This window comes from Luteimonas huabeiensis HB2, assembly GCF_000559025.1.
Taxonomy (GTDB): domain Bacteria; phylum Pseudomonadota; class Gammaproteobacteria; order Xanthomonadales; family Xanthomonadaceae; genus Luteimonas; species Luteimonas huabeiensis.
Genome location: NZ_JAAN01000030.1, coordinates 25,231 through 39,037 on the forward strand (window position 1 = coordinate 25,231; position 13,807 = coordinate 39,037).

Consider the following 13,807-nt stretch of genomic DNA (forward strand, 5'->3'; position numbering starts at 1 on the left):
GCGCCGCGCGCTCAGCCGCGCGGCGGCGCCCCGGTCGGCGCGTCGTCCGCCAGGCCAGGATCGTCGGCCGCGCGCTCGTAGGCGGCGCGATCCAGCAGGCCGGTCTCGCGCGCGACCAGCACCGGCACCAGCATCTGCCCGGTGACGTTGGTCATCGTGCGCATCATGTCGAGCACGCGGTCGATCGCCAGCAGGATGCCCAGCACCTCCAGCGGCAGCCCGGCGGCGCTCAGCACCACCGTGGCCATCACCACCGCCGTGCCGGGCACCCCGGCGGTGCCGAAGCTGCCCAGCACCGAGGCCAGCAGGATCGCCGCGTACTGCGCGAAGCTCAGCTCGATGCCGGCGTACTGCGCGGCGAAGATCGCCGCGAGCGTGGGATAGATCGCCCCGCAGCCGTCCATCTTGATGCTCGCGCCCAGCGGCACCGCGAAGGCGGCGTAGTTGCGGTCGACGCCGAGGCCGTGGGTGACCGCGCGGATCGCGGCGGGCATCGAGGCGAAGCTGGACGAGCTGACGAAGGCCACCTGCATCGCCGGCGCCGCGCCGCGGAAGAACTTCAGCGGGTTGAGCCCGTGCGCGAGCAACAGGCCGCCGTAGACCACGACGATGTGGAAGGCGCAGGCCGCGTACAGCGCCACCACGAAATTGCCCAGCGGCAGCAGGCGCTCGAAGCCGTAGGCGCCGACCAGCCCGGCGATCAGGCCGAAGGTGCCGATCGGGGTCAGCTCCAGCACGAAGCGGGTGACCTGGATCATCGCCTCGCTGGCCTGGCCGACCAGCTGGCGCAGGGCCTCGGTCCGCGCGCCCAGCTTGACCAGGGCGAAGCCGAGCAGGCCGGCGAAGAAGATCACCTGCAGGATGCGCCCCTCGGCCAGCGCGGCGAAGGGATTGGTGGGCACGATGTCCAGCAGCACCTGCACCGGCGTGGGCACCTCGCGCGGCTGGTAGTCGGCCGGCGGCGCGAGCTGCACGCCCACGCCCGGCGCGAACACGAACGCCGCGGCCAGCCCCACCGCCACCGCCAGCGCGGCGGTGACCGCGAACCAGCCGAACGTGCGCCCGCCCAGCGCCGCCACCGACTGCTGCCCGTGCAGCGCCGAGACCGCGTTGACCACCGCGAAGAACACCAGCGGCACCGCGATCATGCGGATCAGGTTCACGTACAGGGTGCCCAGCGGCTGCAGCCAGGTCTCGGCCGCGGGCCCGAGCAGCCAGCCGGCCAGCGCGCCGAGCACGAACGCGCCGGCCACGCGCTGCCAGAACGGCACCCGGAACCACCAGGAAAACAGGCTCATCGCATCGACGCAGGCGGGAACATGGCCGCCGACGATACGCCCTCGCCCGTCTCCGGGCGAGGCCATCGCCGGGACGCCGTGACCATGCCATCGCAACGCTGCCGCGAAGCCGAAACACGCCGCGGGGCATAATGGCGCGTTCCCGTTCCCCGCCGGATATCCGTTCGATGCGTCTTTCGCTGGCAGGCCCGGCCTGCGCCCTCACCCTGCTCTGCGCCGCCTGCGCTTCCGTTCCCGCACCGTCGCCCGTCCCCGTCGTGGAGGTGCCGCCGGCCGCCGGCCGCGCCGGCGAGACGCCCGAGTGGTGGTACCGCAGCGGCGCCGCGCGTGCGGCCGGCAACGGCGCCATGCAGGGCCGGGCGAAGAACGTCATCCTGTTCCTCGGCGATGGCATGAGCCTGACCACCGTGGCCGCCGCGCGCATCCTGGAAGGCCAGCGCAACGGCGGCAGCGGCGAGGAACACCAGCTCAGCTGGGAGCGCTTCCCCGCCACCGCGCTCAGCAAGACCTACAACACCAACTCGCAGACGCCCGATTCCGCCGGCACCATGACCGCGATCGCGACCGGGGTGAAGACCCACATGGGCGCGATCGGCGTATCCGCCGGCGAGCGCGACGACTGCGCCGGCAGCCTGCAGCGGCCGCTGCAATCCTGGCTGCAGCTGGCCAGCGAGGCCGGCCTGGCCACCGGCGTCGTCACCACCGCGCGGCTCACCCACGCCACCCCCGCCGCTACCTACGCCCACGTCCCGGAGCGCAACTGGGAAAGCGACGACCAGATGCCCGCCTCCGCGCGCGCCGCCGGCTGCACCGACATCGCCAGCCAGCTCATCGACGCGGTCCGCGCCGGCCGCGGCCCGCTGGTGGCGCTGGGCGGCGGGGCGCAGCACTTCCTGCCCGACCAGGAGGTCATGCCCGGCGTGCGCGGCCAGCGCCGCGACGGCCGCAATCTCGTCGAAGAATGGCAGGCCGCGCAGCCGGACGGCGCCTTCGTCTGGACCGCCCGCCAGCTCGAGGCGGCGCGCAACGCGCCCGCCGTCTTCGGCCTGTTCGCCCTCAGCCACATGGCCTACGACCACGACCGCGACACCGGCCCCGACGGGCAGCCCGACCTGGAGACCATGACCCGCTTCGCGATCGAGCGGCTGCAGCGCGAGGGCACCAGCTACGTGCTGCTGGTGGAAGGCGGGCGCATCGACCACGCCAACCACGAGGGCAACGCCTTCCGCGCCCTGGACGAGACCGTGGCGCTCTCGCGCGCGGTGCAGGCCGCGGTGGACGCCACCTCCGAGGACGACACCCTGATCCTGGTCACCGCCGACCATTCGCACACCCTCAACTTCGTCGGCTACCCGACCCGCGGCAACCCGATCCTGGGCAAGGTGCGCGGCGGCTCGGGCGAGGACGGCGACCCCAGCGCGTACGCCCGCGACGCCCTCGGCCTGCCCTTCACCACCCTGGTCTACGCCAACGGACCCGGCTACGCCGGCGCCAGCGACCAGCAGCCGGCGGGCCCGAAGACCCATTTCCACAAGGCCCGCCGCTTCCAGGCCGCGACCGGCCGCCCCGACCTCACCCACGTGGACACCGAGCACCCGGACTTCATGCAGGAAGCCCTGGTGCCGCTGGCCAGCGAGTCCCACGGCGGCGACGACGTCGGCATCTGGGCGCGCGGCCCCGGCAGCGAGGCCGTGCGCGGCACCATCGAGCAGAACGTCATCTACCACCTGCTGGTCCAGGCCACCCCGGCATTGCGCGCGCACCTGTGCGCGCAGGGCCTCTGCAACGCCGACGGCGTACCGGTGCAACTGCCGCGCCCGCAGGCCGTCGCCCGCTGAGCGCGCGGCGGCCGCCGGCTCGGCCATAGGTACGACGCGCGGGCCACGCGGCGCCGGCTATGCTGGCGCCGTTCCCATTCGCGAGGAGTTACCGCCATGAGTCGACTCGACGGCAAGGTCTGCGTGGTCACCGGCGCGGCCAGCGGCATCGGCCTGCGCATCGCCGAGGTCTACGCGGCCGCCGGCGGCCGGGTCGCCATCGCCGACCTCGCCCTGGAGGCCGCCGAACGCGCCGCCGCCTCGATCCGCGCATCCGGCGGCGAGGCCCTGGCGGTGGCGATGGACGTCACCGACGAGGCCCAGGTGGTCGCGGGCATGGCCAAGGTGGTGGACGCCTGGGGCCGCATCGACGTGCTGGTCTCCAACGCCGGCATCCAGATCGTCAACAAGCTCACCGACTTCAGCCTGGACGACTGGCGCAGGATGCTGGCCATCCACCTCGACGGCGCCTTCCTCACCACCCGCGAGGCCCTGCGCGACATGGAGAAGCGACGCGAGGGCGGCGCGATCATCTACATGGGCTCGGTGCATTCCCACCTCGCCTCCAAGCTCAAGGCGCCCTACGTCACCGCCAAGCACGGCCTGCTGGGCCTGGCCCGCACGGTGGCCAAGGAAGCGGCCGAATACGGCGTGCGCGCCAACGTGATCTGCCCGGGCTTCGTGCGTACGCCGCTGGTGGAGAAGCAGATCCCCGAGCAGGCCCGCGAGCTGGGCATCAGCGAGGAGGCCGTGGTCAAGGACGTCATGCTCAAGGACACCGTGGACGGCGAGTTCACCACCGTCGACGACGTGGCCAACGTCGCGCTCATGCTGGCCGCCTTCGAGACCAACGCGCTCACCGGGCAGAGCCTGGTCGTCAGCCACGGGTGGTTCATGCAGTGAACGCGACGCGCGCCGAGGTCCGCGCGCGGATCGCGCGCTACCCCACGGTCGCCCTGGTCCTGCAGGGCGGCGGCGCGCTGGGCGGCTACCAGTGCGGCGTGTACGAGGCACTGCACGAGGCCGGCATCCGCCCCGGCTGGATCGCCGGCATCTCGATCGGCGCCATCAACGCCGCGATCATCGCCGGCAACCCCGTCGAGCGGCGCGTGGAGCGGCTGCGCGCGTTCTGGGATCTGATCTCCGAGCCCGCCGGCTCCGCGCTGTCCTGGCCGGCGCTGGCCGTGCGCACCACCGTCGCCGCCCTGCCGCCGACCCCCGAACTGCTGGCCTGGGCCAACGCGCTGTCGGCCCTGGGCGCCCTGCTGCAGGGCCAGCGCGGCTTCTTTGAGGCGCGCACGCTGCCGCCGTTCCTGTTCGACGACGGCAGCGACGCCGCCACCAGCTTCTACGACGTCGCCCCGCTGCGCCGCACCCTCGAAGCCTTCGTCGACTTCGACCGCATCAACCGCGACCGCAGCGTGCGCCTCACCGTCGGCGCGACCGCCGTGGGCAGCGGCAACTTCCGCTACTTCGACAGCGCCCACGAAACGCTGCGCGTCGAGCACATCCTCGCCTCCGGCGCCCTGCCGCCGGCGTTTCCCGCGGTGGAGATCGACGGCGAGGCCTACTGGGACGGCGGCGTGGTCTCCAACACCCCGCTCGAATACGTACTCGACTGCCGCGCCAGCGCCGACACCCTCGCCCTGCAGGTGGACCTGTGGAGCGCCCGCGGCCCGCGGCCGCGCTCGATGATGGACGTGCTGGAACGGATGAAGGACATCCGCTTCTCCAGCCGCACCCGCCACGGCACCCGCACCGTCGAACTCGCCCAGCAACTGCGCAGCGCGCTCAAGGAACTGATCGCCCGCCTGCCCGACCGCAAGCTGCCGCCGCACCTCTCCAAAGCCCTGGCCCCCTACCTCGACGACCGCGTCTTCAACGTCGTCCACCTGATCTACCAGTCCGGCGCCCACGAGCGCCAGCACAAGGACTACGCCTTCGGCCGCATCCCCCTGCAGCACCACTGGGACGCCGGCCGCCGCGACATGGCCCTCACCCTCGACCACCCCGAGTTCTTCGACCTGCCCGACCGCGACGTGGGCGTCGCGACGCACGATGTGCATCGGCTGGTGTCGGCTCCGGAGACGTCAGCACGGGAACCGGACGACGCGGACCCCGCGCCGCCCTGATCCACGGAACGCTTACTCGCCTGCGGTCGCCGCCGTGGCGGTCGGAGCGGGCAACGCACCGGATCGAGTCACCCGGGTGGGCCTGGCCAGCGAGTCGAAGCAGTACGTATCCGCGGAACCGCATCCCCGATCGACAGACCAGACGAAACTCCGACCCTGCTGCTCCACCCGCTCTTCGATCAGCGGGCGGACATAGGTGCTGAATACCGCGTCGGATCGCCCATGCGGGCTTCTTCCCAGCCTAGGACTATAAGCCTGCCCATCGGCATGGTTGTATCGACGGTATACGCTTTTCAATACATTACCTGGGCCGTAACCAACATCATAGCGAAGCAGCTGCCCCTCGTTGTAGAGATAACTATTCCCGAATTCGTATCTCTCCCATGTCCCATCGGGCGACACCACCTCGGCAACGCGCCTGCCTACGCAATCCGAAACACAGATAGGTTCCAAGCAGTCCAGGGACTGGCAGATGGGCTTGGTCTGGCCCGGCCGGTACAGCCAGCTCCCGCCACCAGTGAAGGTGTAGGACCATTCGCCGCGACCCAGCCCAGCCCCCTCGATCACCTTCGACTTCGGCACCCAGGACCACCAGACAGCGGGAATGACCAGATAATCGTCCTGCTGATTGATCACCATTCCCGGCGGTTTCAAAGCCTCCGAATAATTTCCACAGATGATTGGAACATTGGTTCGCCCCATCTGCCCCAAACCCACCACAAAGGTGCCTTTCGCTCCCGACGGATGGGTAACGACACCCACCACGTTCTGCTCGCGAGCGATAGGCATAGAAGTGCACATCCTCATGTCATCCGAAACAGAAGGAATATCCAAACTCGCCAAACCTGAAAACTCATAGCTCCACGACGCGCCATCCGGCAACGCAACTCTCGAAAGCGAAATCGACGACCCTCTCGGATACGGCATCTCAAAGCGAGTATATGAATAGGTCCAAACCCGAGATCCATCCGACACGGAGGATATATAGCCATCCTGATTGTAAGCGAAATCCAGCCTGCGACCATCGCTGGCGACTATCGAATCGACTTTGACAGGCCGATTGTAAGCATTCGAGTACGAGTACTGGACCCAATTTCCGAAACGATCCTCGACTCGAGTGGCATATAGACTATTCTTTTTTCTTATCAATCTTGCATCTGGGGCCCCCACCGTCGGAATACTTAATCCGTCTTCGTAATATTGGGACAGATGATCGAACCAATATCTTGTGCCATCGCTCGCCACCGCCAAGAATCCTTGCCCTGCGCCATTGCGTATTGACTCGAGACAACTGAAGTAAGTGTTCCCCGGAGTTACCCATAGATACCCCCTCCCATCCTGAGGGGATGGCCTGGGCGAATCGACCCGCAGCATAGGGCCGCCTCCATCCATATCAGAATAATTGCCACTCCAATAGTCTTCAGGATTGATCAAATTCCGAGGGATTGGAGGCGTCTCCTTCGTGCATCGATCCGGATGCCAGTCCGGACCGAACGTACCGCTGACATTTGGAATATTTATATCCCAATCGGCGAACGCATGATCGTTAATCGCCCTGCGATCATTACTGGCAGCTGCAAACCTCCTTCCGACACCAACCGGAGGACCGGAGCCGGGAATGTGGACATCGGTTACCGAGAAGGACAGCACGCCACTATAAAAGTCGACACTATCCCCAAAAATAGAATCTCCGCTAAGCGGACTGATATGACTTCTCGATGAAGCAGAGGCAGCATAGTTCTCCCAAGGCGCCAGCCCCTCTTGAGCAAGAACTGCGTCCGCCAGAACCAACAAGAGCAGCACAGACAAACGCCTTAACAAAACCATCGCCCTTCCCCATTTGATCTACGCCTTACTGCCAACAATCGGACTCACGCATCTGATTCAACAGCACCAATTCCGCACTCACCCACAGAGACAAAGGACCACCTGATTAGTACGATCTTTCAGCCTCCCTTCTCCCGCGTGCGGGAGAAGGTGCCCGGAGGGCGGATGAGGGGCTGCTTTGCCCTCACCCCACCCCTCTCCCGCATGCGGGAGAGGGGACGAAATCGAGTTGCTGAAGGTTCGTGCTAATCAGGAAGGACCAAAGGCAATACATCCAATCCACCATTAGGGCTCAGCCGGCACGCCCGGATGAAGGATCCTCGAACATGACTGTCAATTGCCCTCCCCTTGAAGATCATCGACATCAACACGAATATCATCCACGCTACCCACATACTCTCGCGGCAATGCCGCCTTTACCGTTATCGGCCAAAGCAGATCACCCAAACGGTCATTTTCTTCAATATTATAATCATTAGCTCGAAACACCCCCCCCAGCCTCACCGTCCGATTTCCGTACTTAGAAAAAATATGGACCAACTGATCCCTTGTCCCCCGCAACCTAACCGACCTTCCGTGTTGCATATAGAGGTAATCCTGCTCGCTAGCGAAAAGAGCTACCTGCCCATCATCGACTGCCAGATACCCTAGAATCCAAAGCTCCTTTCCGTCCGCCGCGAAAGGTGATGACGCCAAGCGCACGAAATCGGTTGGGCAATACTGATCCCGCGCCAGGGACAGTCCACATACGTGACCAGCCAACTCCCTGCGAGCGGTAGAATCCTCCATGCCCGAAATCGCGCCCCCCTCTCTTTCACCAGCGCAGCCGGTAATTACAGAAGATAGACATATGACAGTGAAAAAATATATTGAAACCTTCATCACTTACCAAGCCTCGGCACTCTAGTTACTGGATTAACAATACCGACCCCATTAAATCTGTAGAGGCCAGTTGGATCAGACACGTAGTGCACAGGAGCGCGAGTCGACCTGAACCAATCGATGTCGGACGCACTGAATGGACGGTAGCCGTCAGGACTACTGCTAACCACAGGATGGGTATGATGTGTTGGGGTCGCCCCACCCCCAGCGAGGACGGTGTACCCCAACCCGGAATTTGAAAATACTCGACCAACTCGCACATCAACTATGTAATAGCCAGCACCCAGCCCACCATCAAAATTGCTCAGAATTTCAACCCCAAACCGCTCCGATATTGGCTGAAATACATGATCTGCGGTTTGGGCGGCCGAGTCATAGGTTTTATGCCTTATCTCCTTAACTTTATCCGAGACAGACCGTACAACGGAGCTTGCCGCGGCATACCTTTCCGACGCGCTCCCAGCGTTCTTGTAGTGATCAAGTGCAGATTGTGCTGTAGACGCACTTCCTCCGGCATCTGAATCCAAAGGGCTACGGACACTAGTCCTTAGAAGATTCAACGAGTTTCTTCCTGTGCATAGCGCCATTATCCTGGTCCCGGTACACGCCAGCCTACCGTCCGGGTCCAAAAATTTATAAGGGCTGCTGCTAGCATACCGATATCGATTGAATTGTCCCACCGGGCCGCCCAGCGCAGTGACCGGATCCGCGGAAAGGAACAATCCGATACCGGGATCGTAATAGCGCTGCTGCATATATACCATGCCAGTAGCGGCGTCCTGCACATGCCCGGTATATCCCGGCCCGTCCTGCAATCCGGGAGCAAGCTGCTGCCCATAGGGCTCATACTCCCTCCGCTCCAGGACGGTACGACTCGCGTCCGTGACAGCCACCACGCTGCCTAGCGTATCGGTGTGGATGTACTTCACTCTGGTCTGAGCGTGTGATGCAGTGCTCACGAGAAGAAGCGAGATCGCCCAGATCGATTTGCGAGCGTGCGCCATCACTTGCCCCCGTCAGTTGATCGACCGTGGGATGTCCACGATCCGCTCCGGCGAGTACGCGCTGCAGCTAGCCGCGCCGCACGCCTTCACGCGGTAGCGATACCGGCCGTGAACAGACACCCGAAGTTCGACGCTGGTGCTCGGCGCGTCATGAACGGTGCCCCACGGAAAGTCGTTCCACTTCTGCTGGAGCTCGTATCGCGTCGCCCCGGCAACGCTGGTCCAGCTGACATTGAATGTGCTGTCCATGGATGCCGTAGCAGGCGCGCTCAATGTCGGCACCGGCAGCGGGAGACTCACCTGGGTGCGCATGATCGCGGAGTACGCCGAGCAGCCACCCGCATTGCATGCGCGGGCCCGATAGTCGTAGGCCCCCGGTGTCTGGGCGTCGCGGGTATGGCTGGTCGCAGAGGAGCTTTGGATGACGCCCCAGGCGGCGGTCCCTTTTCGCTCCTCCAGTTCGTAGTGCGTCGCACTTGCCACCGCACTCCATGTCACGACATAGGTGCCGGTGGTGTTGCTGGCTGGCGTCGTCAGTTGGGGGGCGCTGGATGGAGGCCGCAGGACCTGGGTGGTCCGAAGGGCCGACCAACCGCCGCAGCCTCCTGTATTGCAGGCCCGCGCCCGGTAGCTCCAAGCCCCCGTGGCCTTGCCGCTGACTGCCTTGCTGGTTCCCGGCCCGTCATGGATCGTGCTCCAGCTTCCGCTATTGAACTGCTCTTGCAATTCGTACTTCGTGGCGCTGGCCACGGACGTCCAAGTCACCGTATAGCCGCCGCTGTTGTTGCTGGCCGGCGTGGTCACCGTGGGGGCGCTGGCCGGAGGGTGAACCACACTCACGCTCGCGGTCCCGGACCATGCGCCGCATCCTGCTGTATTGCAAGCCCTGACGCGATAACTCCATGTTCCGGCGCCTCTGCCGCTGACCGCTTTGCTCGTTGCGGCGCCGTTGTGAATCACGGTCCAGCTACCGTTGTTGTGCCGCTCCTCCAGCTCATAGCGGGCCGAACCGCTGACGCCTGTCCACGACACGGTATAGCTGCCATTGTTGCTCGTGGCAGGCACGGTCAAAGCGGGCGCCCCACCTGGCGGGTGGATCACGTTGACCGACGAGACCGCCGACCAGCCGCCGCATCCGGCGGCATTGCATGCCCGCACTTGATAGCTCCAGGTCCCAGCCGCCTTGCCGCTCAGCGCCTTGCTGGTGGCTGCCGCATCGTGGATGGTGCTCCACCCGCCCGTACCCTGCCGCTCCTGCAGTTGATAGGTGGCGGCCGCAGCCACGCCGGTCCAGGTGATGGTGTATGCGCCATTCAATCCGGTGGCAGGCACCGACAACGCTGGCGCCGCGCCAGGCGGCAGTTGCACCGTCGTCTCCGCGACCGGGCTCCAGTTGCCGCAAGCGCTCGTACTGCAGGCGCGCACCTGATACCCCCAGGTGCCGGCCGCCTTGCCGCTAAGCGATACCTGGGTCCTGGCGGCGTTATGGATCGTCGCCCAGGCGCCGCCATCGACCCGTTCCCGCAGCTCGTAGCGGTTCGCTAGCGCTGCGCTGGTCCAGCTCACCGTATAGGCGCCGGTCGCGCTGTAGCCCGGGACGGTCAAGGCCGGCGTAGAGAGGGCGATCGGATCCTCCAGTTGGGCGATCAGGCTGCCCTCCAAGTGGATGTACTCCGTGGTCCGGCCCGCCCGTTCGTCGCGTTGATACCTCAATACGCCATCCTGGCCATAGACCGAGTAAATCGCCCCACCGCCCTGGCGGGTCGCTTTCACGCGGCGGCCATGGCCGTCGTAGAGATAGCTTTCCTGGCCGACAACGCTGCGCAAGCGGTTGCCGTAGTCGAACTGGTAGCTGCGCCCGGCATGGGTCTTGAGATTGCCCTGGGCGTCATAGGTCAACGAGGCGACCGTCGTCCCTGCGCTGGTCACCAGATCGAGCCGGTTGCGGGTGTCGTAGACGTAGGCGTGATTGCGCTGCTTCGGGCCCGCCGTCAGCTGCACACCGGTCAGATTGTCCAGTACGTCATAGCCGTAGGTCGCGGTGCCGAACATCGGCGAGACCGTCCGTGTCAGCCGGTCCAGGCCGTCATAAGCCATGGTGCGGTCCCCGCGGCCACCCGACAGGCCGTCGCTGATCGCCGCGACGTTGCCGTGGCTGTCGTAATCCACGCTGTCGTCGTGTACAGCCGTGCCGCCGTAGGCGTCGCGACTACGCTCCGGCAATCCGCGCGCGTTCTGGGTGAACGTACGGACGATGCCGTTGCCGTAGGTGAACTGCTTGACCGCCCCATTGGGGAAGTAACTCACGCCGGAGGCATGAACGCCCACCCGGGTCGGCTGGCCCAGGGCGTTGGGTTCCTGGTCCACCGATTCGCCGCCCGGCAAGGTCAGCGTGGCGAGGGCGCCGTTGGCGTTGTAGCCGTAGCCGATCGCCCACTGATGGGCGCCGACGCTCAACGCCTCTCCCGTAGGCAGCCGCCGGCGGTTGTAGGTGTAAGCGGTGCTGACGACGTCCGCGCCGCCATTGTCGGCGGCGACCGAAGCCAGCCGGCCGTCCGGGTAATAGCCGTAGACCGTGTTGCCGAGATTGTCGGGAAAGGCCAGCGACAGGACCCGGTTGCGCGCGTCGTAGCTGCGCACTGTGCGCTCGGCAACCGGAACGTCGCCGGTATTGCACGCCGCGCCCGTCTGTGTGGCACCCGACTTGCTCCAGACCAGGTTCCCCGCCTCATCGTAGGCCATGATCGTGGCGCCTGTCTCCGGCTCCACCGACTTGCACAGTTGTTGATGAGCGTCGTAGACGTAACGACGCGTCAACGAATGGGTCCCGGTGTTGTTGCGGCGGGTAATGGAAACCGGCTTGCCGAACGCATCGCGAGCGATATCGGTATACGCGCCGTTCGGATGCCAGATCTCGACTGGCCAGTCGTAGCTCGGCTGGTCGAACGCCTGATACCAAGTCCGGGTCTGTTCGCCCTTCGGGCTGGTGACGAGCGTGTAGTAACCGTCGGCATTGCCCGCATAGGCCGTGGTCGTGGTCAGCAGCCCCAGCTCGCTGTCCTGGCTGACCGAGGTCGGCCGGCCCAGGGCGTCGTACTCGGTCCAGGTGCCGGTGTTGGGCGTGCCGCTGGCGCTGGGGTAGGAGGCGAAGGTCACCCGGCCTTCGTGGTCGAAGGCTTGGCGGATGAAGCGCTGGGTGCCGGCCACGTTGCCGTTGTCGTACTCGCGCACCAGCACCGGGCGCCACAGGGCGTCGAGGTAGGTGATCTTGCGCCGCTGGCCGGTACTCTCGCTGTGCTGCCAGTGTCCGGCAGGCAGGCCATAGGCGGCGGCGCCCGCACGCACGAAGCTGAAGGTGGTGTCGTGCCAGGCCACGCTGTCGCCGGTCGGATACTGGATACGGGTAATGCGCCCCATCGCATCGTGCTGGTAGTTCGTGGCATAGCCGTTCTCGTCGGTGACCCGGGTGATCCAGCCCGCGTCGTTGACCACAGCGGACTGCGTTGCGCCGGACGGGCTCTCCGGTGTCGCGGGATACCGGATCGTCTGCGGAATGCCGCGCTTCCAGTTGGACAGCGTGGTGACGTTGCCGCGGCCGTCGGCCACGGTGGCGACGGTGCCGTCGGGGTGGTAGGTCAGGGTCTGCGCGGTGCGCCCGAACTCGCGGATGGTCCTGGGCTGCGCGCGGCTGTCGTAGAGCGTCTCCGAGGCGATGATGCCGTTCACTGTCAGCTTCGACGGCTGGCCGAGCACCCACAGCGACAGGTTGTCGTGGTACTCGATCGTTTCGGTCTTGGTGTAGGTCTGTGCCTGTGCCTGTGCAGCCAGCGGCAGCAGACAGGCGCCCAGCCACAGTCGTCGTGTCCTGCTTCCGATCATGTCCTTCCCCAATGCGACGATGTGCGCGAGCTCTCGCGCCGGGTTGGCATTGCGCATGCCCCGCCGGCGGACTCGCCCTGCCTCTTACCACCGATGCCCCTTTGCGCGGACGCGAACGCCCGTCACCAGGCGTCGGCCAGCGCTCACGCAGCTCGACGACCCGGCGCGGCCCGCAGGACGGATTCGGTGGATCGATCAGATCACGGCCCTATGGGCCGGAAACGTATCGCCTCATGCACTCCCCCTGAGTTCCTTGGCAATATCCCTGGCCAGCAACGTAGCAGATTATTTTGGCGTTGAGTAGCCGGGACTCGGTGCACCTCAGAATCCGATATTTTACGCATTCGCCCCACGAAAATCGCCGTCGGTCACGGCAATGCGCACTCGACGCCGCCTAATCTGGGTTGGTCGAGGCGGCCGGAAACCGGCCGCCTCTCGCAACTGCAGCTTATCGGCCCGCTTCAAAACGGCTTCGCCAGCACCAGCCACACCACGCCCACCAGGGCCAGCACCGGCAGTTCGTTGAACCAGCGCAGCGCGCGCGAGGACGGCACCGGGCGGCCGGCGTCGATGCCCTTGACCCAGCGGCCGGCGACGATGAAGTGCGCGAGCAGCAGCACGACCAGCGCCAGCTTGGCGTGCATCCAGCCGCTGCCGGGGCCGACCATCGTGGGGAAGTCGGGGATGAAGCGGTAGCCCAGCCACAGCACCAGGCCGAACACGAACGCCAGCCCGAACATCGCGTGGCCGAAGCGGTACAGCCGCCGCCCCATCAGCGCCAGCCGCGCGCGCACGTCGGGCGCGTCGCCGGCCTCGGCCACGTTGACCAGGATCCTCGGCAGGTAGAACACCGCCGCCATGAAGGCGATGACGAAGACGAGGTGGAAGGTCTTGATCCAGAAATAGGCTTGCATGCGCTGGCTCCTCGGGATGCGGCGGCGGTCCCGGTGCGGGCCGCGAGGCGGTAT

Annotated in this window: 9 protein-coding genes; 3 read left to right on the forward strand and 6 right to left on the reverse strand. The window is 65.8% G+C overall.

All coding sequences use genetic code 11. The features are described 5' to 3' along the window. Positions 1–11: 11 nt before the first annotated feature. Positions 12–1,298, reverse strand: coding sequence for a dicarboxylate/amino acid:cation symporter (locus Z164_RS0111840; protein ID WP_024890900.1), 1,287 nt, complete (start codon positions 1,296–1,298; stop codon positions 12–14). Between the two features lie 167 nt (positions 1,299–1,465). Here Z164_RS0111840 and Z164_RS20500 point away from each other — a divergent pair, with 167 nt between their 5' ends. From Z164_RS20500 to Z164_RS0111855, 3 genes are all read left to right on the forward strand, one after another. Then, complete coding sequence (locus Z164_RS20500) at positions 1,466–3,136, forward strand: alkaline phosphatase (RefSeq protein WP_043689965.1); 1,671 nt, start codon at positions 1,466–1,468, stop codon at positions 3,134–3,136. A 96-nt stretch (positions 3,137–3,232) separates the two neighbouring features. Further along, positions 3,233–4,018: a 3-hydroxybutyrate dehydrogenase gene (locus Z164_RS0111850; protein WP_024890987.1), complete on the forward strand. Its 786-nt coding sequence runs from the start codon at positions 3,233–3,235 to the stop codon at positions 4,016–4,018. Further along, the gene (locus Z164_RS0111855; RefSeq protein ID WP_024890901.1) at positions 4,015–5,247 is read left to right on the forward strand and encodes a patatin-like phospholipase family protein; all 1,233 of its coding nucleotides are present in this window, start codon (positions 4,015–4,017) and stop codon (positions 5,245–5,247) included. Before Z164_RS0111850 ends, Z164_RS0111855 begins: the two co-directional genes overlap by 4 nt. Before the next feature lie 12 nt (positions 5,248–5,259). On the opposite strand, the gene Z164_RS22480 is transcribed toward Z164_RS0111855, so the two are convergent. The 5 genes from Z164_RS22480 to Z164_RS0111865 form a co-directional block, all read right to left on the reverse strand. Beyond that, positions 5,260–7,050, reverse strand: coding sequence for a hypothetical protein (locus Z164_RS22480; RefSeq protein ID WP_152540936.1), 1,791 nt, complete (start codon positions 7,048–7,050; stop codon positions 5,260–5,262). A gap of 357 nt (positions 7,051–7,407) precedes the next feature. Then, positions 7,408–7,956 carry a hypothetical protein gene (locus Z164_RS22485; RefSeq protein WP_152540937.1) on the reverse strand — a complete coding sequence of 183 codons (549 nt, stop codon included), beginning with the start codon at positions 7,954–7,956 and terminating at the stop codon, positions 7,408–7,410. Beyond that, positions 7,956–8,960, reverse strand: coding sequence for an RHS repeat-associated core domain-containing protein (locus tag Z164_RS21975; protein ID WP_081770171.1), 1,005 nt, complete (start codon positions 8,958–8,960; stop codon positions 7,956–7,958). The genes Z164_RS22485 and Z164_RS21975 overlap by 1 nt, the downstream gene beginning before the upstream one ends. Positions 8,961–8,972: 12 nt before the next feature. Further along, the gene (locus Z164_RS20505) at positions 8,973–12,896 is read right to left on the reverse strand and encodes an RHS repeat domain-containing protein (protein WP_043689969.1); all 3,924 of its coding nucleotides are present in this window, start codon (positions 12,894–12,896) and stop codon (positions 8,973–8,975) included. A gap of 404 nt (positions 12,897–13,300) precedes the next feature. Continuing rightward, complete coding sequence (locus Z164_RS0111865) at positions 13,301–13,753, reverse strand: CopD family protein (RefSeq protein ID WP_024890902.1); 453 nt, start codon at positions 13,751–13,753, stop codon at positions 13,301–13,303. Positions 13,754–13,807 lie beyond the last annotated feature (54 nt).

Coding starts and splice junctions, on each gene's coding strand:
- Z164_RS0111840 (WP_024890900.1), bottom strand. CDS start 1,298: ATGAGCCTGTTTTCCTGGTGGTTCCGGGTGCCGTTCTGGCAGCGCGTG.
- Z164_RS20500 (WP_043689965.1), top strand. CDS start 1,466: ATGCGTCTTTCGCTGGCAGGCCCGGCCTGCGCCCTCACCCTGCTCTGC.
- Z164_RS0111850 (WP_024890987.1), top strand. CDS start 3,233: ATGAGTCGACTCGACGGCAAGGTCTGCGTGGTCACCGGCGCGGCCAGC.
- Z164_RS22485 (WP_152540937.1), bottom strand. CDS start 7,956: ATGAAGGTTTCAATATATTTTTTCACTGTCATATGTCTATCTTCTGTA.
- Z164_RS21975 (WP_081770171.1), bottom strand. CDS start 8,960: ATGGCGCACGCTCGCAAATCGATCTGGGCGATCTCGCTTCTTCTCGTG.
- Z164_RS20505 (WP_043689969.1), bottom strand. CDS start 12,896: ATGCGCAATGCCAACCCGGCGCGAGAGCTCGCGCACATCGTCGCATTG.
- Z164_RS0111865 (WP_024890902.1), bottom strand. CDS start 13,753: ATGCAAGCCTATTTCTGGATCAAGACCTTCCACCTCGTCTTCGTCATC.